Below are 24,584 nucleotides of genomic sequence, written 5' to 3' on the forward strand. Positions count from 1 at the left end.
ACGGCCGCAAGCGGCCGTTTGAACGTCAATGGACGGGTTACTTTTTCTCGTATTCCTGCGGGAACACCAGGTTCAGCACGATGGCGGTAATACCGCCGGCGGCGATGCCGGAAGAGAGCAGGGTTTTCAGCCAGTCCGGCGCGAACTGCAGGATCAGCGGCTGCTGGGAGACGCCCATGCCGACGGCCAGCGACAGCGCCATGATCATGATGGCGCGGCGGTTCAGACGCTCGCGCGACACGATGCGCACGCCGGAGGCGGCGATGGTGCCGAACATCACGATGGTCGCGCCGCCCAGGACCGGTTCGGGAATGTGCTGTACGAAGCCGGCCACCGCCGGGAACAGCCCCAGCGCGATCAGCATCAGCGCCACCACGAAGCCGACGTAGCGGCTGGCGACGCCGGTCAGCTGGATCACCCCGTTGTTCTGGCCGAAGCAGGAGTTGGGGAAGGTGTTGAACACCGCCGACAGCATCGAGTTCAGGCCGTTGGCCAGCACGCCGCCCTTCAGGCGCTTCATATACAGCGGCCCGCTGACCGGCTGTTCGGAGACGTCGGAGGTGGCGGTGATGTCACCGATGGTTTCCAGCGAGGTGACCATAAAGATCAGCATCAGCGGCAGCAGCAGGTTCCAGTCGAAGCCCAGGCCGTAATAGAGCGGCGTGGGGATGGTGATTGCCGCCGTGGGGGCCGCCGGTGCGTCGGCGGGCAGCATGTCCATCGCCCAGGCCAACAGATAGCCGACTGCCATGGCGATCACCAGCGAAGCCACGCGCAGGTAAGGGTTGCGCTGGCGGTTCAGCAGGATGATCACGGCCAGCACCGCGCCGGCCAGCAGCAGATTTTTCGGCGAGCCGAAGCTGTGATCGTTCATCGCGGCGTAGCCGCCGCCGATCGAGGTCAGGCCGACCTGAATCAGCGACAGGCCGATGATCATCACCACGATGCCGGAAACCAGCGGGGTGATGATGCGGCGCGCCAGATGCAGCACGCGCGACAGCAAAATTTCGGTGCAGGAAGCGACCATCAGGGTGCCGAACAGCGCGGCCATCATGGTCGGCACGTCGGCGCCGCCGTTTTTCAGCGCCAGACCGCCCATGATCAGCGGCGAAACGAAATTGAAGCTGGTGCCCTGAATCGACAGCAGCCCGGAACCCACCGGCCCCCAGGTTTTGATTTGCAGAATGGAAGCCAGACCGGAGGCGAACAGCGACATGCTGATGATGTGCTGGGTATCCTGTGCCGGCAGGCCCAGCGCCTGGCAGATCAGCAGGGCCGGAGTGATCACCGCGACGAACATCGCCAGCAGATGCTGGCCGGCGGCAAACAGCGTTTGCGGCAGCGGCGGGCGATCTTCCAGGCGATAAATCAGTTCACTGGCGCGGGGTTCTGAGGCGGCTTGGCGCGCGGCATCAAGCTCGGAGGATGACATGCTCATGGTGTGGCGTTTCCAGATACGGCAAAGCAGGCATTTTAATGCTCCGCCCCGCAAAAGCAAACGGTTGCGCGTAAATATTATGTTGCCGACTTTCTCGCTTATGTCGCATTTTCATTCATTTTTTCTTGTCATCTCAGCGTTTTTTACTTTTAATCCTGCACTCATCAAGTTTAAAAACTAAGTGGTTTTCTATAACTTATTATTTTTATTTGGATCTTTTCCCTTACATGGAGTACCTGGATGTTTCATCTTGATACTTATGGCACGTTAGTCGCGGCGACGCTGGTTTTGCTCCTCGGAGGCAAGTGCGTCAGAACCATTCCTCTGCTGCGAAAATATACCATTCCTGCTCCCGTCGCCGGCGGTTTGCTGGTGGCCCTCCTGCTGTTAGCCCTGAAAAAGCTCGTCAACTGGGAAATCAGTTTTGACATGTCGCTGAAGGACCCGCTGATGCTGGCCTTCTTCGCCACCATCGGCCTGAACGCCAACCTGGCGCGTTTGCGCGCCGGCGGCAAGGTGCTGGTGGTGTTCCTGTTCGTGGTGCTGGGGCTGCTTATCGTGCAGAACGCCATCGGTATCGGCATGGCGAAAATGCTGGGGCTGGATCCGCTGATGGGCCTGATCGCCGGGTCGATCACCCTGTCGGGCGGCCACGGCACCGGGGCCGCCTGGAGCAAGCTGTTCATCGAGCGCTACGGCTTCGAGAACGCGACGGAAGTCGCCATGGCCTGCGCCACCTTCGGCCTGGTGCTGGGCGGCCTGATCGGCGGCCCGGTGGCGCGCTATCTGGTCAAACACTCCTCCACGCCGGAAGGCACCCCGGATGACAGCGTGCAGCCGAGCGGCTTCGAGAAGCCGGAAAGCGGCCGCCTGATCACCTCGCTGGTAATGATCGAAACCATCGCCATGATCGCCATCTGTCTGAGCCTGGGGCAGCTGATTGCCGGCCTGCTGAGCGGCACGGTGTTTGAACTGCCGAACTTCGTTTGCGTGTTGTTCGTCGGGGTGATCCTCAGCAACACGCTGGCCTTCACCGGTTTCTATACCGTGTTCGAGCGAGCGGTATCGGTGCTGGGCAACGTCAGCCTGTCGCTGTTCCTGGCGATGGCGTTGATGAGCCTGCGCCTGTGGGAACTGGCCTCGCTGGCGCTGCCGATGCTGGCGATCCTGGCGGTGCAGACGCTGGTCATGGCGTTGTACGCTATCTTCGTCACCTATCGGGTGATGGGCAAGAACTACGACGCGGCGGTGCTGGCCGCCGGCCACTGCGGCTTCGGCATGGGCGCCACGCCGACGGCGATCGCCAACATGCAGGCGATCACCGATCGCTTTGGCCCGTCGCACGTGGCGTTTTTGGTGGTGCCGATGGTGGGCGCGTTCTTTATTGATATCGCCAATGCGATCGTCATCAAGCTGTATCTGCTGCTGCCGGTGTTCCCGGCGGTGGGGTGATATCGCGAGTCATCACGAAAAGGGCGCCTGAGGCGCCCTTTTTTATGCGTTGGAGTAGCGCGCCTTCTCCGGCAGCCAGCGTTCAATCAGCGCCTGGGCGTGCTCCGGATAATGCTGATGGAGATGGCGAGCGACGCGCTGCACTTCGGGGATCATCGCCTGATCGCGCAGCAGATCCGCCACCTTGAATTCGGCGCTGCCGGTCTGGCGGGTGCCCAGCAGCTCGCCCGGGCCGCGGATCTCCAGATCGCGCTGCGCGATGACGAAGCCATCGTTGCTGTCGCGCAGCACCTGCAGGCGCGTTTGCGCGGTTTTGCTCAGCGGTGTTTTGTACAGCAGCACGCAGTGTGAGGCCACGGCGCCGCGCCCTACGCGGCCGCGCAGCTGGTGCAGCTGCGCCAGGCCCAACCGTTCCGGGTTTTCGATGATCATCAGACTGGCGTTCGGCACGTCGACGCCGACTTCGATCACCGTAGTGGCGACCAACAGCTGCAGCTCGCCTTGTTTAAACGCCTGCATCACCGCCTGCTTTTCCTGCGCTTTCATGCGGCCGTGCACCAGCGCCACCTTCAGCTCCGGCAGCGCGGTTTTCAATTCTTCCCAGGTGGCTTCCGCCGCCTGCGCTTCCAGCAGTTCGGATTCTTCGATCAGCGTACACACCCAGTAAGCTTGCCGCCCCTCTTCCAGACAGGCGCTTTTCACCCGTTGAATGATGTCGGCGCGGCGGGTATCGGGGATGGCGACGGTGGTCACCGGCGTACGGCCCGGCGGCAGTTCGTCGATGACCGAGGTATCGAGATCGGCATAGGCGGTCATTGCCAGCGTGCGCGGGATCGGCGTGGCGGTCATGATCAGCTGATGGGCGTGGAAGCCTTGCTCTTCGCCTTTCTCCCACAGCGCCAGCCGTTGATGCACCCCGAAGCGGTGCTGCTCATCGATGATCACCAACGCCAAACCGTTGAACTGCACCTGCTCCTGGAAGATAGCGTGGGTGCCGACCACCATAGACACCTGGCCGCTGGCGATGGCTTCCTGCTGCGCGATGCGCGCCTTGCCTTTCTGTTTGCCGGCCAGCCAGCCGACCTCCAGCCCCAGCGGCTCGAACCACTGACGGAAATTGTTGGCGTGCTGCTCGGCCAGCAGTTCGGTTGGCGCCATCAGCGCCACCTGCTTGCCGTGCGCGATAGCGCGCAGCGCCGCCAGCGCCGCCACCAGCGTTTTGCCGGAGCCGACGTCGCCCTGCACCAGCCGCATCATCGGGAAGTCTTTTTGCATATCGGCTTCGATGTCGGCCACCACGCGCGTTTGCGCGCCGGTCGGCGAGAACGGCAACTGGGCGAGAAAACGGTTTTTCAGCCGATCGTCCGGCAGCAGCGGCTGCGCCTGGTAACTCTGGGCACCGGCGCGCACCGCCAGCATGCTCAGATTATGCGCCAGCAGCTCTTCGAGGATCAGGCGTTTTTGCGCCGGGTGTTTGCCCAGCTCCAGATCCACCAGCTGGATGTCCGGCGGCGGGCGATGCAGGGTGTGCAGCGCCTGCGGCAGGCTCATCAGGCCGCCGCTCAACTCCGGCGGCAGCAGTTCGGCGATGGCGCAGGTATCCAGCAGCTCCAGCGCCTGATCGGTCAGCTTGCGCAGCGTGGCTTGCCGCACCCCTTCGGTGGTGGGGTAGACCGGCGTCAGCGACTCCTGCAGCTCGACTTCGCTGGCTTCGCCCTGAATGCGGTATTCCGGATGGATGATTTCCGCGCCGTGGTTGCCGCGTTTGATCTCGCCGTAGGCGGTCACGCGGCGGCCGGTGGCCAGGCTGTTCTTCATCGCGGCGTTGAAGTTGAAGAACCGCATGGTGAGGATGCCGGTGCCGTCGCTGATCTGGCAGGTCAGCATGCGGCGGCGGCCGAAGCTGATGTCGCTGCGCAGCACTTCCCCTTCTACCGTGGCATAGATGCCCGGCAGCAGATCGTTGATCGGGTAGAGACGAGTGCGGTCTTCGTAGCGCAGCGGCAGGTGCAGCAGCAGATCCTGAATGGTCTCGAGGCCAAGCTTGGCCAGTTTGCCCGCCTGGCTGGCGCCAACCCCGGAAAGCGTGGTGAGTGGGACAGCATCCAGCAGGCGGCCTTTCATTTGCGCACCGTCGCCTGCATGGCCGCCCACCATTCGGCGCTGGCGACCACCTGGCCCTGCTCGTCAATCTGCGGGCGTGGCAGCCCTTTGCGCTTGGCCACGTTGGCCAGCACCGGGTAGCCGCCTTCGAACAGCAGACGCTGCTGCTCTTCTTCATCCAGCATGCTGTTGTCGCGGCGATACAGGCCGGCGTTCTGCCGCTGGCGCTGCGCTTCATACAGGATCAGTGCCGAGGCCACGGAGACGTTGAGCGATTGCACCATGCCGATCATCGGAATGACGATGTCCTGATCGGCCAGCGCCAGCGCTTCTTCGGTGATGCCGGTTTTTTCCTGGCCGAGCAGCACGCAGGTGGGCCGGGTGTAATCCACCTCGCGGAAATCGACCGCGCGCGCAGACAGATGGGTGGCCAGAATTTGCATGCCCTGCGCTTTCAGGTGACCGACCGCGTCGCCGATGGAACGATGGGTTTTGACGCTGACCCAGCTGTTGCTGCCGGCGGCGGAGGAAACCAGGGTGCGCATGCGGGTGGTGGGCCACACGGCGTGGACCTGATGCACGCCGACGGCGTCGGCGGTGCGGATAATGGCGGAGACGTTATGCGGTTTGTGCACTTGCTCCAGGCAGACCGTCAAATCCGGCTGCCGGGTCGCGAGCATTTCACAAATCCGCGCATAGCGTTCAGGACTCATAAGCGCTAGTTTCGGTTGCGGTTAACTTTGATCACATCCGGCATGATACGGATTTTACGCATAATGTTTGCCAAATGGATGCGATCGCGGGTGGTCAAGCGGATAAAGGCGCTATAAACCCGACCGTCTTTCTCTTCGGTGTTCAGGCTCTGAATATTGGACTCGGCTGCGTTGATCGCCGCCGTCAGGTTGGCCAGCGCGCCCTGGTGGTTGAACATGTCCACCTTGATCTCGGCGATGAACTCCTGCTCGGTCTCTTTATCCCACTCGACCGCCATGAACTTCTCAGGCTCTTTCTGATAGCCGCGAATATTGCGGCAGGATTCATGGTGGATCACCAGCCCTTTGCCCGGGCTGACGTGAGCGATAATCGGGTCGCCCGGAATCGGACGGCAGCACTTGGCGAAGGTGATCAACACCCCGTCGGCGCCCTTGATGGCCAGGTTACGCACGCCGGAGGAAGCGCCCAGGCTGGACTGATCGCCCTGCAGGTTCTTCGCCACCACCACGCTCATGGCGTTGCCGAGGCCGATTTCCGCCAGCAAATCGTCCAGCGTCGCCAGCTTCATGCGGTCCAGCTCGTGCTGAATGTTTTCCTGCGGGATTTCGGCCAGCTTGCGGCTGCCGCCCAACGCGTGGTTGAGCAGACGGCGGCCGAGGCCGACGGAGTCGTCGCGCTTGAGATTCTTCAGCATCTGGCGAATTTTGGCGCGCGCTTTCGAGCTGACCACGAAATTCAGCCAGGCGGCGTTGGGCCGCGCGCCCGGTGCGGTGATGATCTCGACGGTCTGGCCGCTGGTCAGCGACTGCGACAGCGGATATGGCTGACGATCGACGCGCGCGCCGACGCAGGCATGGCCGATATCGGTATGCACCGCATAGGCGAAGTCGACCGGCGTGGCACCGGCGGGCAGCTCGACGATGCGGCCTTCCGGGGTGAAAACGTAAATCTCATCCGGGAACAGATCGGATTTGACGCTCTCGATAAATTCAAACGAACTGCCGGCGCTTTGCTGCAGCTCCAGCAGGCTTTGCATCCAGCGCTGGGCGCGGATCTGCGCCGTGGTGCCGGTTTCGCCCTGTTCTCTTTCCTTGTAAGCCCAGTGCGCGGCCACCCCCATCTCAGCCATCTGGTCCATGTCTTCGGTTCGGATCTGCACTTCGACCGGCACGCCGTGCGGGCCGATCAACGAGGTATGCAGCGATTGATAGCCGTTGGCCTTGGGAATGGCGATGTAATCTTTCACTCGCCCCGGGCGCGGTTTGTACAGGCTGTGCACCTGGCCGAGCACGCGGTAGCAGGTATCGACCTCTTTCACGATCACCCGGAACGCGTAGATATCCATGATGGAATGGAAACGCTGTTCTTTGAGGTGCATCTTGAGGTAGATGGAGTAGAGGTGTTTTTCCCGCCCGCTGACGCGACAGGCGATGCCGGCTTCGGTCAGCCGCCCTTCGATCTCGGAGAGGATTTTTTGAATCATCTCTTTGCGGTTGCCGCGCGCGGCTTTCACCACTTCCTTGATCACGCGATAACGGTTCGGGTACAGCGCCTCGAAGCCCAGCTCTTCCAGCTCGGTTTTCAGGTGATGAATACCCAGACGGTGGGCGAGGGGGCTGTAGATTTCCAGGGTTTCACGCGCGATGCGCCGGCGTTTGTCGGGGCGCAGCGAACCGAGAGTGCGCATGTTGTGCGTACGGTCGGCCAGCTTGATCAGCACGACGCGGATATCCTGCACCATCGCCATGATCATCTTGCGGAAGTTTTCCGCCTGCGCTTCTTTCTTGTCCTGGAACTTCAGCTTGTCGAGCTTGGAGACGCCCTCAACCAGTTCGGCGACGCTCTTGCCGAACAGCTGTTCCATATCTTGATAGGTGGCTGGGGTGTCTTCGATGACGTCGTGCAGCAATGCCGCCATCAGCGTCTCGTGATCGAGACGCATTTCCGCCAGGATGCAGGCCACGGCGACCGGGTGAGTAATGTAAGGCTCACCGCTGGAGCGTGTCTGGCCCTCGTGCGCGTCGCGCGCGACGAGGTATGCCTGTTTGAGGCGCTTAATCTGCTCCTCGGGCAGGTAACGTTGAATCAGCAGATTCAGGCTTTCAAACAGGTACAAGGCGGACTCGCAGTCTAATTAACGACGACCTTCAGCAATCGCGGTAACCGCTTGAATCTCTGCGGCTTCCTGCTCTTGCTGTTCCTGGCGCTCACGCACGTCGAGGATCTGGCTGGTGATCAGGCCTTCTTCGATTTCGCGCAGGGCGATAACGGTGTACTTGTCGTTCTCTTCCGGAACCAGTGCATCTTTGCCGCCGGTCTGGATCTGACGCGCCCGACGAGCAGCGACCAACACCAGGTCAAAACGGTTACCAATTTTCTCTACAGCGTCTTGAACAGTTACGCGTGCCATATTTGTGCTACTCCACAGGTGACGAAAAGACTGGGCATGATACTGAAACTGCCTTCAGTCTGCCAATAGTTTGCTGATTAAAGCGTCATGCCGCAGCAACTGGCGGCCCAAACGCAGGCGTTCGGCGCGAATGATGGTCTTCAGATCGGACAGCGCCAGATCGAAATCATCGTTCACGATCAGGTAATCGTACTCCGCGTAATGCGTCATTTCCGCCACGGCCTGAGCCATGCGCTTGGCGATCACCTCTTCGGAATCCTGCCCGCGCCCGCGCAGGCGGCGGCCCAGTTCTTCCTTCGACGGCGGCAGAATGAAGATGCTGCGCGCCTGCGGCATTTTGGCGCGGATTTGCTGCGCGCCCTGCCAGTCGATATCCAGAAACACGTCTACGCCGGTCGCCAACACTTGTTCGATGGCGGCGCGCGAGGTGCCGTAATAGTTGCCGAACACTTCGGCGTGCTCAAGAAATGCGTCCTGCTCGATCATCCGGCGGAATTCGTCTTTCGAGACGAAGAAATAGTGTTCGCCGTGATTTTCACCCGGGCGGCTGTCGCGCGTGGTGTGCGAAACCGAAACCTGCGTGTCGTACAGCGGTTGCGTCTTTAACAAAGCCTGAATCAGACTTGATTTACCTGCGCCACTGGGAGCAGAGACAATATAAAGCGTGCCTTGAGCCATGATGATGTTCGTTGATAACGGTTGATATGCCAATAACAGCGGATGTGTATTTTCTCCGCACAGTATACACGGCTAACGCGCCGGGTGCAGCGTTAGCTCGCATTTTGCCCGCCGCTTTGCGCGGAAAAAGCGGCGAATGAGCGAATTTGCGCGTCGAAGGGCAACATTTCTGCAGTTTTGGCCTCGGCGGCGGCGCGTTGCCGCCCCGAGATCAGTGATCCGGATGCTGGTAGTTGAACACCGGCAGGCCGAGGCGGAAGCGCAGGGCGATCAGGCGAGCGCTCAGGCCCGCGACCAGCGTGAGGATCACCACCAGATTGTGCGGCAGGCTGAGGTGCTGCAGGCCGATATACAGCCAGGCGGCGCTGAAGGAGATGCCGGCATAGATCTCTTTCTGGAAAACCAGCGGGATACGGTTGCAGAACATGTCGCGCAGCACCCCGCCGAAGACGCCGGTGATCACCGCGGCGATGGCGGCGATAATGGCGCTGTGCCCCATATCCAGGGCTACCTGCGCGCCGATGATGGAGAAGACGATCAGGCCGACGGCGTCGAGCACCAGGAACAGGCGGCGCAGATGGCGCATCAGGGGGGCCACCCAGGTGGTGACGATCGCCGCTATCGCGACGATGACGATGTATTCCGGGTGTTTGACCCAGCCCAATGGAAAATGCCCGAGCAGCATATCGCGCACCGACCCGCCGCCGATCGCCGTGACCGAAGCGATGATGATCACGCCGAACATGTCCATTTGGCGGCGGCCGGCCGCCAGCGCGCCGGTCATGGCTTCGGCGGTGATGCCGATGATATAAAGGATGCTCAGTAACATAAGGGATTCACAGCGTACTTGCGTCAGAATGATGGCCGGCAGGGTAATCGCCGCCGATGGCGCGCGCCACTGAGTTTTTTTCACCGATGGCGTTTCGGATTAATTTAGCTAATCCAAAATACGTTTTTATTGCCGATAAACAGCCTTTTTTAACATCTGGCTGTTGATGAAAGCATTAGAAATTTCGCGCTGGTTTCCATCGCTGACTATGCTTTTTTCAGCTAATCCTTCAACCGAGAAACCGAGACTGCAGATGAAAAACTCCCCGAAACTGGCCGCCGGCGCCGTGGTGGCCGCCCTGCTGCTGAGCGGCTGCGTGGCGCCAGGCCATCAGGCTGTGTCACCGGCTCCGGCTTGCCACACCGGCGATCCGATGATGCAAACAACGCTCTACTTCGGCCTGAATCGCCCGGCGGGGCCGGCGATCACCGCCGCCGAGTGGCAAACCTTCGTCGACAGCCAGGTGACGCCGCGTTTTAGAGACGGGCTGACGGTCTTTGATGCCAAAGGGCAGTGGCTGGGCCACGACGGCAAGCTGGCGCGCGAGAACAGCAAGGCGCTGCTGTTGATCCATGCGCCGGGCAAAGAGAGTGAGGCGAATATCGAGGCGCTGCGCAGCGGCTATAAGCAGCAGTTTGCGCAGGATTCGGTGATGCGTGTGGATGCGCCGGTGTGTGTGGCGTTTTAAAGCGAACTCCCGGCCATACGGCCGGGAGTGGGGATTACAGCACCAGGCCGGCGATGGCCGCTGACAGCAGGCTCACCAGCGTCGAGCCATAAACCAGCTTCAGGCCAAAACGGGAAACTACGTTGCCTTGCTGCTCGTTCAACCCCTTGATGGCGCCGGCGACGATGCCGATGGAGGCGAAGTTGGCAAACGACACCAGGAACACCGACAGAATACCCAGCCCGCGCGGCGATAGCTCCGCCGCGATTTTCTTCAGCTCAATCATCGCCACGAATTCGTTGGCCACCAGCTTGGTCGCCATGATGCTGCCCGCCTTCAGGGCCTCCTCCGCCGGGATGCCGATCAGCCAAGCCAGCGGATAGAATACATAGCCGAGGATCTGCTGGAAGCTGATGCCGAGCACCGCGGAGAACAGTGCATTGACGGCGGAGATCAGCGCGATAAAGCCGATCAGCATCGCCGCGATGATCATCGCAATCTTGAAGCCGGCCAGAATGTACTCGCCCAACATTTCGAAGAAGCTCTGATCTTCATGCAGTTTGTTCAGCTTCAGCTCCGGCTCGTCTTCGACCTGATACGGGTTGATGATCGATAGAATGATGAAGGTGCTGAACATATTAAGGATCAATGCCGCCACCACGTACTGCGCGTCGATCATCGACATGTAGGCGCCGACGATGGAGAGCGATACCGTCGACATGGCGGTCGCGGCCATGGTGTACATGCGGCGCGGCGAGATATCGCCGATGATGCCTTTATAGGCGATGAAGTTCTCCGACTGCCCCAGCACCAGCGTGCTGACGGCGTTGAACGACTCCAGCTTGCCCATGCCGTTGACCTTGGACAGCAAGGTGCCGACCAGGCGGATGATCAGCGGTAGGATGCGGAAATGCTGTAAAATGCCGATCAGGGCGGAAATAAAGATGATAGGGCACAAAACGCCGAGGAAGATGAACGCCAGGCCATCCTTGCTCATGCCGCCGAACACGAACTCCGATCCTTGGGCGGCGTAGGCGAGCAGGGTGTCGAAGAAGCCGGCGACGTGTTTGATCACGCTGAGCCCGCTGGCGGAGTGCAGGAAGAAATAGGCCAGCGCGCCTTCGATCACCAGCAGCTGGATGATATAGCGCAGGCGGATTTTCTTGCGATTATTGCTGACCAGCAGCGCCAGGGCGATGATCACCACCAGAGCCATAATAAATTGCAGAATTTGTGGCATAAACGGTCCGTACGGTTCACGGGCAGAGAAAAAACACATTTAGCCACAGCATCGCCGTCCTTTCATTACCTTGCGTGATAATTAGAACAAAATACTTATGGCATGCGGGATATCTTGCCGAATGTCATCCGCACGCGCTGTCCGGCAGTTTTTCATAAGCTTCCCGGTGAGCCGGTTCCCCAGGGGCCTGCCGGCTCGCAACCTGATGCAATCACTGTCACTCGCGTGCAAACGCCTGGAATCTGGCTCGCAACTGGCGCTTTTTCATGGCGTAAAGCGTGGTTTTCGCGAGGGAGGCAAAGAAAAATGCCTGAACAAGGCGCCACGACCGGCGCATCTTCTCGGATAAGGAGGCGAACAATGAATACCGGCACGTTGCTCAGGGCGCAGGCCAACGGGGTTAATCCCGACACCGGCGAGCTGTTGAGACCGGCTTCGGCGGCCTGCGCGCCGGAGGTTATCCGCCTGCTGTTCGCGTTGGCCAGCGAGTTCGACGGTGAAGCCGAACGGCAGAAAAAAGTCCGGCTGACGTCGGAGGAGAAGCGGCAGAAGAATCTGGCCGAGGGGCGGCCGGCCAATGCCTACTTCCCTTGGCCGGAAGAGGAAAAGCTGCGGCTGCGCGAGAGCCATGCGGCCGGGGCGACGCTGGAAGCGCTGAGCGATGAGTTTGAACGTTCAACCTGGAGCATTGCGGTGCAGCTGCAGAAAATGGGGCTGATGGGCGAAGAGCAGGCGGCCGCTTATCGCTGATCTGCAGCCATAAAAAAGCCCGCTTGGCGCGGGCTTGATGGCGTGCGGGGCAGGATCACTCGATGTTTGGATCTGCTCGCGCATTTGCTCGATCAGCACTTTCAGCTCGATGGCGGAAGCGGTGACGTCGGCATTGATCGACTTGGAGGCCAGGGTATTCGATTCGCGGTTGAACTCCTGCATCATGAAGTCGAGGCGGCGGCCGACGGCTTCTTTCTTCTTCAGGATGTTGTGCGTCTCTTTCACGTGCGCTTCCAGACGGTCCAGCTCTTCGGCGACGTCGATGCGCTGCGCCATCAGCACCAGCTCCTGCTCCAGGCGGGTGTTTTCCAGCTGTACCTGCGCCTCTTCCAGCTTGCTGACCAGGCGTTCGCGCTGCCATTGCAGGATATTCGGCATCTGGGCGCGCACTTTGACCACTTCGGCGCTGACGCCGTCGAGGCGTTGTTCGATCAGCGTTTTCAGCGCGGCGCCTTCGCTTTCGCGTGCGACGATGAAGTCATCCAGCGCGCCGTCCAGCGCCTGCATCAGCTCGGCGCTGATGGTGTCCAGATCCTGCTCCTGCGCGGACATCACGCCCGGCCAGCGCAGCACGTCGATCGGGTTGATTTCTCCTTCGTCGCTCTGCATTTTCACCCAGTTGGCGGCTTCAACCAGCTGTTTGGCCAGTTTTTCGTTCAGGATCAGCGAGCTTTGCGCGCTTGGATCCAGTTCGAAACGCAGGTTGCATTCGACTTTGCCGCGCGTCAGGCGGCCACGGATACGTTCACGGATCACCGGCTCCAGGCTGCGGAATTGTTCCGGCAGGCGGATGTAGGTTTCTAAGTAGCGCTGGTTAACGGAACGCAGCTCCCAGGCTGCGCTGCCCCATTCACCCTTGATTTCACGCCGGGCGTAGGCGGTCATGCTGCGGATCATTGATGCGTACCCGTAATAGGAAAAGATGGGGCGATTATAGCGTCGCGGCTGCGGGCAGGATAGGCATTACGTCACGAAGCCCGTATAATGCGCAGCCAATAGTTGATTTGAAGCCGGAGAGAGCCCATGCGTCCTGCAGGCAGAGCACCACAGCAAGTTCGCCCCCTGACACTGACCCGTCACTATACCAAACACGCTGAAGGTTCAGTGCTGGTTGAGTTTGGCGATACCAAAGTCTTGTGCACCGCCACGGTAGAAGAGGGCGTTCCGCGCTTCCTGAAAGGCCAGGGGCAAGGTTGGATCACCGCCGAGTACGGCATGCTGCCGCGCTCCACCCACAGCCGCAATGCCCGTGAAGCCGCCAAAGGCAAGCAGGGTGGCCGCACGCTGGAGATCCAGCGCCTGATCGCGCGCTCGCTGCGCGCCGCGGTGGATCTGAAAAAGCTCGGTGAATTCACCATCACCCTCGACTGCGACGTACTGCAGGCCGACGGCGGTACCCGCACCGCCTCCATCTCCGGCGCCTGCGTGGCGCTGGCCGATGCGCTGAACACGCTGGTGGCCAACGGCAAGCTGAAAGCCAACCCGATGAAAGGCATGGTGGCGGCGGTTTCCGTCGGCATCGTCAATGGCGAAGCGCTGTGCGATCTGGAGTATGTGGAAGATTCTGCGGCGGAAACCGACATGAACGTAGTGATGATGGAAGATGGCCGCATGATTGAAGTGCAGGGCACCGCCGAAGGCGAGCCGTTCAGCCACGATGAGCTGTTGGCGCTATTGGCGCTGGCCCGAGGGGGCATCGAAACCATCTTCCAGGCGCAGAAAGCGGCGCTGGCGGACTGATTTTTTAAGGCGACTGAGAAGTCGCCTTTTTTATGCCCGGCGATCGGGCGGCAGTAATGACAAGACCCAAGCAGATTCAGACGAGGAGAAGCAGTAATGAAAGCCTATCAGCGCCAGTTTATCGAGTTCGCGCTTAACAAGCAGGTATTGAAATTCGGCGAGTTCACCCTGAAGTCCGGCCGCACCAGCCCGTACTTCTTCAATGCCGGCCTGTTTAATACCGGGCGTGATCTTGCGCTGTTGGGGCGCTTCTACGCCGAAGCCCTGATGGACTCCGGCATCGATTTCGACCTGCTGTTTGGCCCGGCCTATAAAGGCATACCTATTGCTACCACTACGGCGGTGGCGTTGGCGGAACACCATGAGCGCGACGTGCCTTACTGCTTTAACCGCAAGGAAGCCAAGACCCACGGCGAAGGCGGTTCGCTGGTAGGCAGCCCGCTGCAGGGGCGCGTGATGTTGGTAGACGATGTGATCACCGCCGGCACCGCGATCCGCGAGTCGATGGAAATCATCGGCGCCAGCGGCGCTTCGCTGGCGGGCGTGCTGATCTCCCTCGACCGTCAGGAACGCGGCCGCGCGGATATCTCCGCCATTCAGGAAGTGGAACGCGACTATCACTGCAAGGTGATTTCGATCGTGACGCTGAAGGACCTGATCGCCTATCTGGAGGAGAAGCCGGAAATGGCGGACCACCTGGCGGCGGTGCGCGCTTACCGCGAGCAGTACGGGGTGTAAGTAAAAACGCCGGGCATGCCCGGCGTTATCTTTATTGCAGCTGGGCCGCCAACAGCGGCCAGCGGGCGTCGAATTCCTGCGTTGGGCGATAGCGGAATTCCGAACGCACATAGCGCGACAACATGCCTTCGCAGAAGGCCAGCAGCTGGCTCGCCAGCAGCGTTTCATCGACGATAAAGCCTTTGCCTTCGCGCAATTTACGCTCTTTCAACACCTGGCGCAGCTGCGCCTCGATGCGTTCGAACAGCTGGTTGATGCGGCCCTGCAGGCGATCCTGTTCAAACATCAGCGCGTGGCCGGTCATGATGCGCGTCAGCCCCGGGTTGCGTTCCGCAAAGCCCAGAATCAGCAGTAAAATCAGGCGCAGACGATTAAACGTCTCTTTCTCGTCCTGCAAGATCAGGTTGATGCGGGTGATCAGGCTGTCTTCGATAAACTCGATCAGGCTGTCGAACATCCGTGTCTTGCTGGGGAAATGCCGATACAGCGCAGCTTCAGAAACACCCACGTTCGCGGCGAGTTTGGCGGTGGTGATGCGTTGGCTGCCGTCGCTGGACTCCAGCATCTGGGCTAACGCCTGCAAGATTTCCTCGCGCCGATTCCTTTTCGTCTTTTCTTTTTCTGCCATGTCTGATTAGACCCTTGCTAAAACTTAACTGACGGAAACCCGCGCACCGGCCGCTGCAGAGCAGGCTCTGTGCGGCTTATGTGATAGCTTTTTTACGATGCTGGGGTCAGCGGCCTTAACGGCCTTTTTCCGCGCTGCCTGGTGTGCGCTGCAATTGTCGCGGTAAAACCTTTGCCGCAGAGACATCCTTCTCCCCGGAAAGGCAAGGTTCAGGCGACGTTTCCCTGCCGGCCATCGTGCCTTGGGGGGCGCTTAGTGGCGCCCCGAGTGGCCGAAGCCGCCTTCGCCGCGCTCGCTGCTGTCGAATTCTTCCACCAGGTTGAATTCGGCCTGCACTACCGGCACGAAGACCATCTGCGCGATACGTTCGCCCGGCTCGATGGTGAAGTGTTTCTGGCCGCGGTTCCAAACGGACACCATCAGCTGGCCCTGATAATCGGAGTCGATCAGGCCGACCAGGTTGCCCAGCACGACGCCGTGCTTGTGGCCCAGGCCGGAGCGCGGCAGGATCACCGCCGCCAGGCCGGCGTCGGCGATGTGGATCGCGAGGCCGGTAGGCAACAGCGTGGTTTCACCCGGCGCCAGCTCCACCGCGCTGTCCAGGCAGGCGCGCAGGTCGAGACCGGCGGAGCCCGGCGTGGCGTAGGTCGGTAGCGGGAAATCCTGACCGATGCGCGGGTCGAGGATCTTAACGTCGATTTTTTTCATCATAACGGCTGACTATCTCGTCTATTAAACGTTGGCCAAGGAGTGCCTTGTCGCTCAGCGCCAGGCGTTTTTCTCCATTCTGCCAAAAAAGGTGCAGGGCATTGGTGTCGCTGTTGAACCCGTGCTCTGCAAGCGATACATCGTTAGCGCAAATCAAATCCAGCTTCTTACGCGCCAGTTTTTGCCGCGCGTATTCTTCCACATTCTGGGTTTCGGCGGCAAACCCCACGACAAACGGTCGATTTTTGGTCATCGCCGCCACGCCGGCGACGATATCGGGGTTTTTTACCATCTTGAGGACGATTTCATCACCCTGTTTTTTTATTTTTTCATCGGCGATCTGCTCGGGGCGGTAATCGGCCACGGCGGCGCAGGAGATGAAAATCTGCTGCTGCGCGGCGCGCTGTTGCACCGCCTGCTCCATCTCCAGCGCACTGGTGACGTCCACTCGGGTGACCGATGGCGGCGTCGGCAGGCTGACCGGCCCGGCGATCAGCGTCACCTGCGCGCCGCGGGCGGCGGCGGCGCGGGCAATGGCGAAGCCCATTTTGCCGGAGCTGTGATTGCTGATGAAACGTACCGGATCCAGCGCCTCACGCGTCGGGCCGGCGGTGATCATAACCTGCAAATGTTGCAGATCCTGCGGGGCGGAGAAATGCGCGTTCGCCAGGTCGACAATGTCCAGCGGATCCAGCATGCGGCCCGGGCCGACGTCGCCGCAGGCCTGGCTGCCGCTGTCCGGCCCCCAGAGCAGCATGCCGCGCGCCTGCAGCGTTTGCAGGTTGGCCTGCGTGGCGGCGGCGCGATACATCTGCTGGTTCATGGCGGGGGCGGCGGCGATGGGGGCGTCGGTCGCCAGGCAGACGGTGGTCAACAGATCGTTGGCCATGCCGGCGGCGACGCGCGCCAGCAGATCGGCGGTCGTCGGCGCCAGAATCACCAGATCCGCCCACTTGCCGAGCTCGATGTGGCCCATGGCGGCTTCGGCGGCGGGATCCAACAGATCGTCGGACACCGGGTAGCCGGAAACGGCCTGCAGCGTCAGTGGCGTAATGAACGCCTTGGCGGCGTGGGTCATCACCACGCGCACTTCTGCGCCCCTGTCGCGCAGGCGGCGCACCAGCTCTGGGCATTTGTAGGCGGCGATGCCGCCGCTGATGCCAAGCACAATATGTTTGCCGGAAAGTCCCGTCATCATCATTGTCCGATTGAAAGCCGAAAGATGCGCCATTTTAGCATATCCGCCGTTCAGGTGAGCGATTCCGCAATGGCTGCAGGGCGTTACATTGTGCTTTGCGAAACACTTCGCAATGTTATCAAACACCTGTCGAACGCGCCGGGCAGCACATGGCATGCTGTAGCCCTTTCAGGGAGGAATACGATGAGCAACCCGATTGTGGCGTGCTGGCCGGGCGCGCTGGCGCCGCGTGAAAAGCTGTTGATGCAGGGGGCGGCGGCGCTGTCCGACGCAGAACTGTTGGCCATTTTCTTGCGCACCGGGTTGCCCGGCGTGCACGTGATGCAGCTGGCGGAGCAGCTGCTGCGCCGGTTCGGCTCGCTTTATCACCTGATGTCGGCCGATCATCAGGCTTTTTGCAGCCAAAAAGGCCTGGGGGACGCCAGCTATACGCAGCTGCAGGCGATTGCCGAGCTGGCGCTGCGCTTCTTTTCCAGCCATTTGTCGCAGGAAAACGCCATGCTCAATCCGAGCGTCACCCGGCATTATCTGCAAAGCCTGCTGGCGCATCGCGAGCGAGAGGTCTTTTTGGTATTGTTTTTAGACAATCAGCACCGGGTTATTCGCCATCAGGAGATGTTTGCTGGTACCATCAGCAGCGTCGTCGTCTACCCGAGAGAAATTGTGCGCGAAGCGTTGAAGGCTAATGCCGCCGCGCTGATTCTCGCGCATAATCACCCTTCGGGTAAGGCTGAACCCAGTCATGCCGACCGTTTGATAACGGAACAGGTGGTGAAAGCCTGTCAGTTATTGGAGATCCGAGTGCTTGATCATTTGGTGATCGGTCGGGGTGAATGCGTCTCTTTTGCCGAGCGCGGATGGCTTTAAGCGATTTTTTCGCGATCCTTGTGGGATCTTTAGCTGTTCGGGACTTGAGCACTTACGCTTCAGAGCGTATACTACGCCACCTTTGAGAATCTTGGGTTTGGCGCAAGAGCCTATCTCAGCAGGTTTCTGACCTGATGTGTGGTTTCTACCTGATGACGAGAGTCTCCTCAGTATGAAGTTTGCTGAGATGGGCTCTAAAAGCCTGACGAGGCGGCCATACCCTATACGAAGCTCGAGCTGATTTGATTTTTGGAGAATAGACATGTCCCGAGTCTGCCAAGTTACTGGCAAGCGCCCGGTGAGCGGTAACAACCGTTCCCACGCAATGAACGCGACCAAACGCCGTTTTCTGCCTAACCTGCACTCACACCGTTTTTGGGTTGAGGCTGAGAAGCGCTTTGTAACTCTGCGTGTATCTGCTAAAGGTATGCGTGTTATCGATAAGAAGGGTATTGAGACGGTTCTGGCCGATCTGCGTGCCCGTGGTGAGAAGTATTAAGGAACTGAATCATGGCTAAAGGTGTTCGCGAGAAGATCAAGCTGGTTTCTTCTGCTGGTACTGGTCACTTCTATACCACCACGAAGAACAAGCGTACTAAGCCGGAAAAATTGGAACTGAAGAAATTCGATCCAGTTGTCCGTCAGCACGTAGTATACAAAGAAGCTAAAATTAAATAATTTTAGTGGATTAATGAAAAACCCGGCCTTGGCCGGGTTTTTTGTTTTATAAAGGGTAGAAAACGTCGGAGGGGAAGCCAGATGCCTGAATTACCGGAAGTTGAGACGAGCAGACGCGGTATAGAGCCTTATCTTGTCGGCCACAGCATTCAGTATGCGGTGGTGCGCAACGCGCGCCTGCGCTGGCCGGTTTCCGAGCAGATCCTGACGCTGAGCGATCGGCCGGTGCTCAGCGTGCAGCGCCGGGCCAAATACCTGCTGATCGAGCTGGAGAACGGTTGGATTATCGTGCACCTGGGCATGTCGGGCAGCTTGCGCATGCTGCGCGAGGAAAACGAAGATGAAGCCGGCAAACACGACCACGTCGATCTGGTGATCAGCAACGGCATGATCCTGCGCTATACCGATCCGCGCCGTTTCGGCGCCTGGCTGTGGTGCGAAGATTTGGCGACCAGCAGCGTGTTGGCGCACCTGGGGCCGGAACCGCTGAGCGAAGCGTTCAACGGCGACTACCTGTATGAAAAATCACGCAATAAGCGCACGTTGATTAAACCGTGGCTGATGGATAACAAGCTGGTGGTCGGGGTCGGCAATATTTACGCCAGCGAATCGCTGTTCAGCGCCGGGATCTTGCCCGATCGTCCGGCGGGATCGTTGAGCAAAGCCGAAGCGGAACTGCTGGTGAAGACCATCAAGGCGGTGTTGCAGCGCTCTATCGAGCAGGGCGGCACGACATTGCGCGACTTTTTGCAGTCGGACGGCAAACCGGGGTATTTCGCGCAGGAGCTGCAGGTTTACGGGCGGGCGGGAGAACCGTGCCGCGCGTGCGGCACGCCGATCGAATCCGCCAAGCACGGGCAGCGCAGCACCTTCTTTTGCCGCCGCTGCCAGCGCTGAGCATCACTCGGCGGCGAGCTTCGCCATTAGTGCCTGGGTGACCACGTCAGGCAGGAAAGGCGCGATATCGCCGCCGTGGCGGGCGACCTCCTTCACCAGTGAGGAGGAGATGAACGACCACTCTTCGGAAGGCATCAGGAACACGCTTTCCAGCGTCGGCATCAAATGGCGGTTCATGTTCGCCAGCTGCAATTCATATTCAAAGTCAGACACCGCACGCAGGCCGCGCACCAGGATATTGGCATTTTGGTGAGCGGCAAAGTGCGCCATCAGCTCGCTGAAGCCCAGCACTTCCACATTGTCCAGATGCGAGGTGACCTGCGTCGCCAACGCCACGCGCTCATCCAAGCTGAACAGCGGCTTTTTGCTCGGGCTGGCGGCGATGGCCAGAATCACGTGATCGAACATCAGTGACGCGCGCGTCACTAAATCCAGGTGGCCGTTGGTCATGGGATCGAAGGTCCCGGGATAGATGGCTTTGCTGGTCATGATTCACTTCTCTGAGTAGTTGCGGCCCAATGCCCATAATGCGGCATATTTATTGAAGGTATATTGCGCGTTGACCACCGCTAACAGCAACCCCTGTTTGCCATCCAGGAAGCCGGCGCGCAGCAGCCAGGTTTTGACGAAGGCGCCGAGCGTATGGGTCAGGATAGACAGGTAGCCGCAACGCTTGCCGGCCCGGTGGCGCTGTGTGGCCCACTCTTCGGCGTAGCGCAGCTGTTTGCGCTGGAAGGCGAAGAAGTCGCGGCAGGTCAGGTGCAGCATATCGCCGCTGAGGGGGATCACTTTGGCACCGCCGATGTTCAGCGATTCGTGCACCAGATCGTCGTTATAACGATAGCGTTGGTTGGCGTACAGGCGGTTGACGCGGTCAGGATACCAGCCGCTGTGGCGCATGAAGCGGCCTAGAAACAGGTTGCGCCGCGCACAGCTGTAGACGGCGCCGTCGTCCGGCGCATTCAACACCCGCTCGATGGATTGCCGCAGCTCGGGCGTGACGCGTTCGTCGGCGTCGATCATCAAAACGTAGTCATGGCTGGCATAGCTTTGCGCCAGCTGACGCTGCTTGCCGAACCCCTGCCAGTCGGTGTGCGTGAAGACTTTGGCGCCCAGACCTTCGGCAACGGCGACGCTGTCGTCCTCGCTGCCGGAGTCCAGCACGATGATTTCATCGGCCCATTCGACTGAACGCAGACAGTCCGGCAACAGCCCGGCTTCGTTTTTGGCGATCATCACCACCGACAGGCTTTTGCGGCTGCTCATTCAGTGACTCCGGGGCGGCAGGTGCGGTTCCAGCAGCTGCAGCAGGCGCTGCAACGTTCCCTGATTCTGATACAACACTTCCACCGCATGGCGGCCGTAGTAGCGCCGGTAGTCTTCGTCGGTCAGCAGGGTTTCCACTTCCTTCACCAGCGAATCCACGTCGGTCACGGTGATCAGGCCTTCGGCCTGCGAGAGCTTGGCGCAGATGTCTTTGAAGTTGAAGGTATGCGGGCCCATCAGCACCGGGATGGCGTGCGCGGCGGCTTCCAGCGGGTTGTGCCCGCCGCGTTCTACCAGACTGCCGCCGACAAAGGCCAGATCGGCGATGCCGTACAGCAGCATCAGCTCGCCCATGGTATCGCCGATCACCACCTGGGTGCTGCCGGACGGGATTTCGCCGCTGCTGCGCAGGGTGTAGCTGAAGCCGGCCTTCTGCACCAGCTCTTTGGCGGTCGGGAAGCGTTCCGGGTGACGCGGCACCAGGATCAGCAGCAGGTCGGGGTGTTTTTCCAGCAGTTTGCGATGCGCTTCCAGCAGGATGGTTTCTTCACCGTCATGGGTGCTGGTAGCGATCCACACCGGGCGGCGCGGCGCCCATTGGCGGCGCAGCGTAACGGCGCGGGCGGCCAGTTCCGGGGTGACGGAGATATCGAACTTCAGGCTGCCGGTTACGGCCAGCTGCGAGCGCTTCAGGCCCAGTTCGATAAACCGATCGCCGTCTTCTTGGTTTTGTGCGGCGATCAGCGTAATGCGGCGCAGCATATCGCGCATGAACCCGCCAATTTTCTTATAGCCGGCGGCGGAGCGGGCCGACAGGCGCGCATTGGCGATCACCAGGGGGATCTGCCGCTGATGCAGCGCGTTAATCAGGTTAGGCCACAGCTCGGTTTCCATGATGATCACCAGCTTGGGATTCACCTGGTCGAGGAAGCGGTTCATGGAGCCGGGCAGATCGTAGGGCAGATAGACGTGATGTACGTCTTTGCCGAAAGCGGACTGGACGCGTTCTGAACCTGTTGGGGTCATTGTGGTCACAGTTATCGGCAAAGCGGGGTAACGGTGGCGCAGCGCCCGTACCAACGGGATGGCCGCCAGCGTTTCGCCGACGGAGACGGAATGCAGCATGATGCCGCCTGGCACGACTTTCCCGGCGCAGAAGCCATAGCGTTCCGCCCAGCGTTTACGGTAGGCTGGAGCTTTGCGGCTGCGCAGCAGTAAGCGGAGCCAGATCAGGGGTTGGATGAGGTAGAGTAGTACCTGATATAAACGCAGCAACATTCTATCAATTTCATTTATATGGGTTATTCGGAATAGTACCATAACTGGAAGGGAAAGGCGCTAATTTGGTAACCTTGGGTGTCAGTTTCAGACAACCGGCGAGCGATTTCGCCGACAGGCTCGGAATGAAGAATATTTTAATTATTCGCCGCGACAACATCGGCGATCTTGTTTGCACCACGCCTCTGATTGAAGGGGTGAAAATTGCCTATCCAGACGCAAAAGTTTATCTGCTGATCAATAAAGTCAGCCAGGACGTTGTTAAAAACAACCCTCATCTCGAGAAAGTCTTTGTCTATAAAAAGGCCAAGCACAAGGCGAAAAATGAAACGACGTTGGGCGTTTATTTCGAACGTCTGATGATCTTCCTGAAGCTGCGCAAAATAAAGTTCGATGCGGTCATTCTGGCCAACCCGGTGCCATGTAAATACAGCCTGCGTTTAGCGAAAATGGCCGGCGCCACCCATATCATCGGCGCCGATCTGGGCACGAAAGATATTCATCGCCCGTTCCGCAAGGACGATTTCCGCGGCCTCCATCAGGTCGAACACACCTACAGCTATTTATCGGCGATAACCGACCAATCCATTCCGATCCCGCCGGTGCGGGTGTTTCTGACGCCTGAAGAGCGGCAATTGGCGGCGCAACGGCTACAGGAGCGTCTGCCGCCGGTCGAACGTGTATGCGCCGTGCACATCAGCAGCCGCAGCCCGAAAAGGCGTTGGCCGGTTGAACGCTATGCCGAAATCATCAACCGTCTGGTTGCCGATCCCCACACCGGCGTGCTGATCTTCTGGTCACCGCAGGGCACGCTGGCGCCGGACGACATCGGTGACCAGCAGCGCGCCGAACAGCTGTTGGCGCTGTGCCAAAACGAACGCGTCGCGCTTTATCCGACGGCCTCGGTGCGCGAGCTGTTGGGCGGGTTCGATTTATGCGACCGGGTGCTGTGCAGCGACGGTGGGCAGATGCATCTTGCCGCCGCGCTGAATAAGGACATGGTGGTGTTCTTTGGCGATACCGATAAAGCCTCCTGGCATCCATGGACCGGCCGTCATCATATTTTGCAGAGTGAGTCGGGGCACTGTGAAGATGTTTCTGTCGATGAGGTTTGGCAGAAAATGCAGGCGCTCAGCTAACGAAGAAAATAAGGCAGGTATCCCCTGCCTTATTTATTTCTCTATTATTTTTCTTTCAGCTCAATATATTGACGACAAATAGGCTCCAGCCCATAACTCAGCAATTGCTGTTGATTTATCTGCGGCGGATTGGCGTAAATTTCCGCCATTTTTTCTGCCAGCGACGCTTCGTTTAATTCCGCCAGCGCGTTAGCCATGCCGGCTTTTTCCAGAATTTCCGCAGGGCCGCCCGGGCAGCGAGTGCTGACCACCGGCGTGCCGCACAGCAGCGATTCCACCAGCACGTTACCAAACCCTTCGCTGTCGGAGCTGAGCACCAGCAGCGAGGCATGGCGAATAAACGGGTAGGGATTGGCCTGGAAACCGAGGAATAGCACGCGCTCTGCGATGCCTAAGTCTGTTGCCAGACGTTTGACCTCGGCGACTCTGGCGTCGTCCCCGGTGCCTATCAAGGCCAGCGGTGCCTGAATGCCCGAGTGCGCATAGGCTTTCAGCAGACGGTCATGCCGCTTGGTGGCGTGAAAGCGGCCGACGTGCACCAGATAGTCCTGGCCGGCCAGTTCGCAAGGCGCCGCCGCCTGTTGCTGGATGGCGTCGATGTCGAACGGGTTGTTGATGACCGCCAGCCGGCGTGGGCGAATCGGCAAGTTCTGCTGCAGATCGTCGCCAACCGCCCGTGAAACGGCGACGATATTTCTCCCTTGGTAAACGTTGGCGATTTTGCGCTGCTTCAGCCAGCGATCCAGGCCCTTGCGGTGGCCGAGATAGGAGGTGGAGAGAATGCCGTGAATGCAGAACCACAGGCGATCCGCGGCCAACCGCTTGCTGCGGCTGACGATGCGATCGGTTTTATGCAGATTGGAGAACACCAGATCGAACGCGCCGTGTTGGCGCTCGTGTTCGGCTATTGCCCGATCCAGCGCGGCGGCGCGGCGCGACAGCTCGGTCAGCTTGCGCCAGGGGGCGCGGCTGCGATCGGCCACCACCTGATAATCAATGCCTGACGGGATAGGGTAATTGCAGACGTCGCGCAGCGAGATGAGACTGACGTCATGCCCCTGTTGCTGCATGCCCTGGCACAGGGTCAGCACCACTTTTTCCGCGCCGCCTCCCGGCAGGCCGTCGATGATCATCAGAATACGCAT

At 59.9% G+C, this 24,584-nt stretch carries 25 protein-coding genes and 1 pseudogene; 10 read left to right on the forward strand and 16 right to left on the reverse strand.

The features are described from left to right. Positions 1–37: 37 nt before the first annotated feature. Positions 38–1,438 carry an NCS2 family protein gene (locus GF111_RS13200; protein ID WP_038872554.1) on the reverse strand — a complete coding sequence of 467 codons (1,401 nt, stop codon included), beginning with the start codon at positions 1,436–1,438 and terminating at the stop codon, positions 38–40. A 240-nt stretch (positions 1,439–1,678) separates the two neighbouring features. On the opposite strand from GF111_RS13200, the gene gltS reads away from it, so the two are divergent. Continuing rightward, the gene (gltS, locus tag GF111_RS13205; RefSeq protein WP_033649747.1) at positions 1,679–2,890 is read left to right on the forward strand and encodes a sodium/glutamate symporter; all 1,212 of its coding nucleotides are present in this window, start codon (positions 1,679–1,681) and stop codon (positions 2,888–2,890) included. Positions 2,891–2,932: 42 nt separating this feature from the next. Here gltS and recG read toward each other — a convergent pair whose 3' ends face one another. From recG to GF111_RS13235, 6 genes are all read right to left on the reverse strand, one after another. Continuing rightward, a complete protein-coding gene (gene recG / locus GF111_RS13210) occupies positions 2,933–5,014 on the reverse strand; it encodes an ATP-dependent DNA helicase RecG (RefSeq protein ID WP_094460819.1) in 2,082 nt (693 codons plus the stop codon). After that, positions 5,011–5,706, reverse strand: a complete 696-nt coding sequence (gene trmH, locus GF111_RS13215) for a tRNA (guanosine(18)-2'-O)-methyltransferase TrmH (protein WP_048232237.1) — start codon at positions 5,704–5,706, stop codon at positions 5,011–5,013. The genes recG and trmH overlap by 4 nt, the downstream gene beginning before the upstream one ends. A 5-nt stretch (positions 5,707–5,711) precedes the next feature. Further along, positions 5,712–7,823 (reverse strand): bifunctional GTP diphosphokinase/guanosine-3',5'-bis pyrophosphate 3'-pyrophosphohydrolase, encoded by a 2,112-nt coding sequence (gene spoT / locus GF111_RS13220; RefSeq protein ID WP_019452189.1) that lies wholly within the window; start codon positions 7,821–7,823, stop codon positions 5,712–5,714. An 18-nt stretch (positions 7,824–7,841) separates the two neighbouring features. After that, on the reverse strand, positions 7,842–8,117 hold the full coding sequence (gene rpoZ, locus GF111_RS13225) for a DNA-directed RNA polymerase subunit omega (protein ID WP_004931221.1): 276 nt from the start codon (positions 8,115–8,117) through the stop codon (positions 7,842–7,844). 54 nt (positions 8,118–8,171) lie between these two features. Next, positions 8,172–8,795, reverse strand: coding sequence for a guanylate kinase (gene gmk, locus GF111_RS13230; protein WP_004931218.1), 624 nt, complete (start codon positions 8,793–8,795; stop codon positions 8,172–8,174). 211 nt (positions 8,796–9,006) lie between these two features. Continuing rightward, positions 9,007–9,624 (reverse strand): trimeric intracellular cation channel family protein, encoded by a 618-nt coding sequence (locus tag GF111_RS13235; protein WP_025304704.1) that lies wholly within the window; start codon positions 9,622–9,624, stop codon positions 9,007–9,009. 253 nt (positions 9,625–9,877) lie between these two features. Between GF111_RS13235 and GF111_RS13240 the strand changes: the two genes are divergently transcribed. Continuing rightward, positions 9,878–10,312 carry a DUF3574 domain-containing protein gene (locus GF111_RS13240; RefSeq protein WP_048232234.1) on the forward strand — a complete coding sequence of 145 codons (435 nt, stop codon included), beginning with the start codon at positions 9,878–9,880 and terminating at the stop codon, positions 10,310–10,312. Positions 10,313–10,346: 34 nt separating this feature from the next. On the opposite strand, the gene GF111_RS13245 is transcribed toward GF111_RS13240, so the two are convergent. After that, positions 10,347–11,531 (reverse strand): NupC/NupG family nucleoside CNT transporter, encoded by a 1,185-nt coding sequence (locus GF111_RS13245; protein ID WP_004931212.1) that lies wholly within the window; start codon positions 11,529–11,531, stop codon positions 10,347–10,349. Between the two features lie 360 nt (positions 11,532–11,891). On the opposite strand from GF111_RS13245, the gene GF111_RS13250 reads away from it, so the two are divergent. Continuing rightward, a complete protein-coding gene (locus tag GF111_RS13250; protein WP_048232233.1) occupies positions 11,892–12,281 on the forward strand; it encodes a hypothetical protein in 390 nt (129 codons plus the stop codon). Positions 12,282–12,347: 66 nt separating this feature from the next. Here the strand turns inward: GF111_RS13250 and GF111_RS13255 are convergent. After that, positions 12,348–13,199: pseudogene (locus tag GF111_RS13255) on the reverse strand (YicC/YloC family endoribonuclease); the annotation flags it as partial. 126 nt (positions 13,200–13,325) lie between these two features. Between GF111_RS13255 and rph the strand changes: the two are divergent. Together rph and pyrE are read left to right on the forward strand one after the other, a co-directional pair. After that, on the forward strand, positions 13,326–14,042 hold the full coding sequence (gene rph, locus GF111_RS13260; protein ID WP_025160305.1) for a ribonuclease PH: 717 nt from the start codon (positions 13,326–13,328) through the stop codon (positions 14,040–14,042). A gap of 96 nt (positions 14,043–14,138) precedes the next feature. After that, positions 14,139–14,780, forward strand: a complete 642-nt coding sequence (gene pyrE / locus GF111_RS13265) for an orotate phosphoribosyltransferase (RefSeq protein WP_004931204.1) — start codon at positions 14,139–14,141, stop codon at positions 14,778–14,780. Positions 14,781–14,811: 31 nt separating this feature from the next. Here the strand turns inward: pyrE and slmA are convergent, their stop codons facing one another. The 3 genes from slmA to coaBC all read right to left on the reverse strand — a co-directional run bounded on the left by slmA (position 14,812) and on the right by coaBC (position 17,314). Beyond that, positions 14,812–15,408, reverse strand: coding sequence for a nucleoid occlusion factor SlmA (slmA, locus tag GF111_RS13270; protein ID WP_004931203.1), 597 nt, complete (start codon positions 15,406–15,408; stop codon positions 14,812–14,814). Positions 15,409–15,660: 252 nt separating this feature from the next. Further along, the gene (dut, locus tag GF111_RS13275) at positions 15,661–16,119 is read right to left on the reverse strand and encodes a dUTP diphosphatase (RefSeq protein ID WP_016929680.1); all 459 of its coding nucleotides are present in this window, start codon (positions 16,117–16,119) and stop codon (positions 15,661–15,663) included. After that, the gene (gene coaBC / locus GF111_RS13280) at positions 16,097–17,314 is read right to left on the reverse strand and encodes a bifunctional phosphopantothenoylcysteine decarboxylase/phosphopantothenate--cysteine ligase CoaBC (RefSeq protein WP_047730817.1); all 1,218 of its coding nucleotides are present in this window, start codon (positions 17,312–17,314) and stop codon (positions 16,097–16,099) included. Before coaBC ends, dut begins: the two co-directional genes overlap by 23 nt. Positions 17,315–17,497: 183 nt before the next feature. Here coaBC and radC point away from each other — a divergent pair, with 183 nt between their 5' ends. The 4 genes from radC (at position 17,498) to mutM (ending at position 19,756) form a co-directional block, all read left to right on the forward strand. Further along, entirely contained in the window at positions 17,498–18,181 is a 684-nt protein-coding gene (gene radC / locus GF111_RS13285) for a DNA repair protein RadC (protein ID WP_038872576.1), read from the forward strand. A gap of 262 nt (positions 18,182–18,443) precedes the next feature. Further along, positions 18,444–18,680 carry a 50S ribosomal protein L28 gene (rpmB, locus tag GF111_RS13290; RefSeq protein ID WP_004931195.1) on the forward strand — a complete coding sequence of 79 codons (237 nt, stop codon included), beginning with the start codon at positions 18,444–18,446 and terminating at the stop codon, positions 18,678–18,680. Positions 18,681–18,691: 11 nt separating this feature from the next. Then, positions 18,692–18,859 carry a 50S ribosomal protein L33 gene (gene rpmG, locus GF111_RS13295; RefSeq protein WP_002442576.1) on the forward strand — a complete coding sequence of 56 codons (168 nt, stop codon included), beginning with the start codon at positions 18,692–18,694 and terminating at the stop codon, positions 18,857–18,859. Positions 18,860–18,940: 81 nt separating this feature from the next. Continuing rightward, on the forward strand, positions 18,941–19,756 hold the full coding sequence (gene mutM / locus GF111_RS13300) for a bifunctional DNA-formamidopyrimidine glycosylase/DNA-(apurinic or apyrimidinic site) lyase (RefSeq protein ID WP_004931185.1): 816 nt from the start codon (positions 18,941–18,943) through the stop codon (positions 19,754–19,756). Positions 19,757–19,759: 3 nt separating this feature from the next. Here mutM and coaD read toward each other — a convergent pair whose 3' ends face one another. The 3 genes from coaD to waaA are packed head-to-tail and all read right to left on the reverse strand — an operon-like array spanning position 19,760 to position 22,300. Beyond that, positions 19,760–20,245, reverse strand: coding sequence for a pantetheine-phosphate adenylyltransferase (coaD, locus tag GF111_RS13305; protein ID WP_004931181.1), 486 nt, complete (start codon positions 20,243–20,245; stop codon positions 19,760–19,762). A 3-nt stretch (positions 20,246–20,248) separates the two neighbouring features. After that, positions 20,249–21,022, reverse strand: a complete 774-nt coding sequence (locus GF111_RS13310) for a glycosyltransferase family 2 protein (RefSeq protein ID WP_038872579.1) — start codon at positions 21,020–21,022, stop codon at positions 20,249–20,251. Then, a complete protein-coding gene (waaA, locus tag GF111_RS13315; protein WP_147190295.1) occupies positions 21,023–22,300 on the reverse strand; it encodes a lipid IV(A) 3-deoxy-D-manno-octulosonic acid transferase in 1,278 nt (425 codons plus the stop codon). A 125-nt stretch (positions 22,301–22,425) separates the two neighbouring features. On the opposite strand from waaA, the gene GF111_RS13320 reads away from it, so the two are divergent. After that, on the forward strand, positions 22,426–23,439 hold the full coding sequence (locus tag GF111_RS13320; protein ID WP_038872581.1) for a glycosyltransferase family 9 protein: 1,014 nt from the start codon (positions 22,426–22,428) through the stop codon (positions 23,437–23,439). 44 nt (positions 23,440–23,483) lie between these two features. Here the strand turns inward: GF111_RS13320 and GF111_RS13325 are convergent, their stop codons facing one another. Then, positions 23,484–24,584: a glycosyltransferase gene (locus GF111_RS13325; RefSeq protein ID WP_055311844.1), complete on the reverse strand. Its 1,101-nt coding sequence runs from the start codon at positions 24,582–24,584 to the stop codon at positions 23,484–23,486.

Source organism: Serratia sp. HRI (genome assembly GCF_010119335.3).
In the GTDB taxonomy this organism is placed as follows: Bacteria; Pseudomonadota; Gammaproteobacteria; order Enterobacterales; family Enterobacteriaceae; genus Serratia; species Serratia nevei.

Coding starts and splice junctions, on each gene's coding strand:
- recG (WP_094460819.1), bottom strand. CDS start 5,014: ATGAAAGGCCGCCTGCTGGATGCTGTCCCACTCACCACGCTTTCCGGG.
- coaD (WP_004931181.1), bottom strand. CDS start 20,245: ATGACCAGCAAAGCCATCTATCCCGGGACCTTCGATCCCATGACCAAC.
- rpmB (WP_004931195.1), top strand. CDS start 18,444: ATGTCCCGAGTCTGCCAAGTTACTGGCAAGCGCCCGGTGAGCGGTAAC.
- waaA (WP_147190295.1), bottom strand. CDS start 22,300: ATGTTGCTGCGTTTATATCAGGTACTACTCTACCTCATCCAACCCCTG.
- GF111_RS13240 (WP_048232234.1), top strand. CDS start 9,878: ATGAAAAACTCCCCGAAACTGGCCGCCGGCGCCGTGGTGGCCGCCCTG.
- trmH (WP_048232237.1), bottom strand. CDS start 5,706: ATGAGTCCTGAACGCTATGCGCGGATTTGTGAAATGCTCGCGACCCGG.
- mutM (WP_004931185.1), top strand. CDS start 18,941: ATGCCTGAATTACCGGAAGTTGAGACGAGCAGACGCGGTATAGAGCCT.
- gmk (WP_004931218.1), bottom strand. CDS start 8,795: ATGGCTCAAGGCACGCTTTATATTGTCTCTGCTCCCAGTGGCGCAGGT.
- rpmG (WP_002442576.1), top strand. CDS start 18,692: ATGGCTAAAGGTGTTCGCGAGAAGATCAAGCTGGTTTCTTCTGCTGGT.
- pyrE (WP_004931204.1), top strand. CDS start 14,139: ATGAAAGCCTATCAGCGCCAGTTTATCGAGTTCGCGCTTAACAAGCAG.
- coaBC (WP_047730817.1), bottom strand. CDS start 17,314: ATGATGACGGGACTTTCCGGCAAACATATTGTGCTTGGCATCAGCGGC.
- rpoZ (WP_004931221.1), bottom strand. CDS start 8,117: ATGGCACGCGTAACTGTTCAAGACGCTGTAGAGAAAATTGGTAACCGT.
- GF111_RS13245 (WP_004931212.1), bottom strand. CDS start 11,531: ATGCCACAAATTCTGCAATTTATTATGGCTCTGGTGGTGATCATCGCC.
- rph (WP_025160305.1), top strand. CDS start 13,326: ATGCGTCCTGCAGGCAGAGCACCACAGCAAGTTCGCCCCCTGACACTG.
- GF111_RS13250 (WP_048232233.1), top strand. CDS start 11,892: ATGAATACCGGCACGTTGCTCAGGGCGCAGGCCAACGGGGTTAATCCC.
- slmA (WP_004931203.1), bottom strand. CDS start 15,408: ATGGCAGAAAAAGAAAAGACGAAAAGGAATCGGCGCGAGGAAATCTTG.
- GF111_RS13325 (WP_055311844.1), bottom strand. CDS start 24,584: ATGCGTATTCTGATGATCATCGACGGCCTGCCGGGAGGCGGCGCGGAA.
- gltS (WP_033649747.1), top strand. CDS start 1,679: ATGTTTCATCTTGATACTTATGGCACGTTAGTCGCGGCGACGCTGGTT.
- radC (WP_038872576.1), top strand. CDS start 17,498: ATGAGCAACCCGATTGTGGCGTGCTGGCCGGGCGCGCTGGCGCCGCGT.
- dut (WP_016929680.1), bottom strand. CDS start 16,119: ATGATGAAAAAAATCGACGTTAAGATCCTCGACCCGCGCATCGGTCAG.
- GF111_RS13235 (WP_025304704.1), bottom strand. CDS start 9,624: ATGTTACTGAGCATCCTTTATATCATCGGCATCACCGCCGAAGCCATG.
- GF111_RS13310 (WP_038872579.1), bottom strand. CDS start 21,022: ATGAGCAGCCGCAAAAGCCTGTCGGTGGTGATGATCGCCAAAAACGAA.
- GF111_RS13320 (WP_038872581.1), top strand. CDS start 22,426: ATGAAGAATATTTTAATTATTCGCCGCGACAACATCGGCGATCTTGTT.
- GF111_RS13200 (WP_038872554.1), bottom strand. CDS start 1,438: ATGAGCATGTCATCCTCCGAGCTTGATGCCGCGCGCCAAGCCGCCTCA.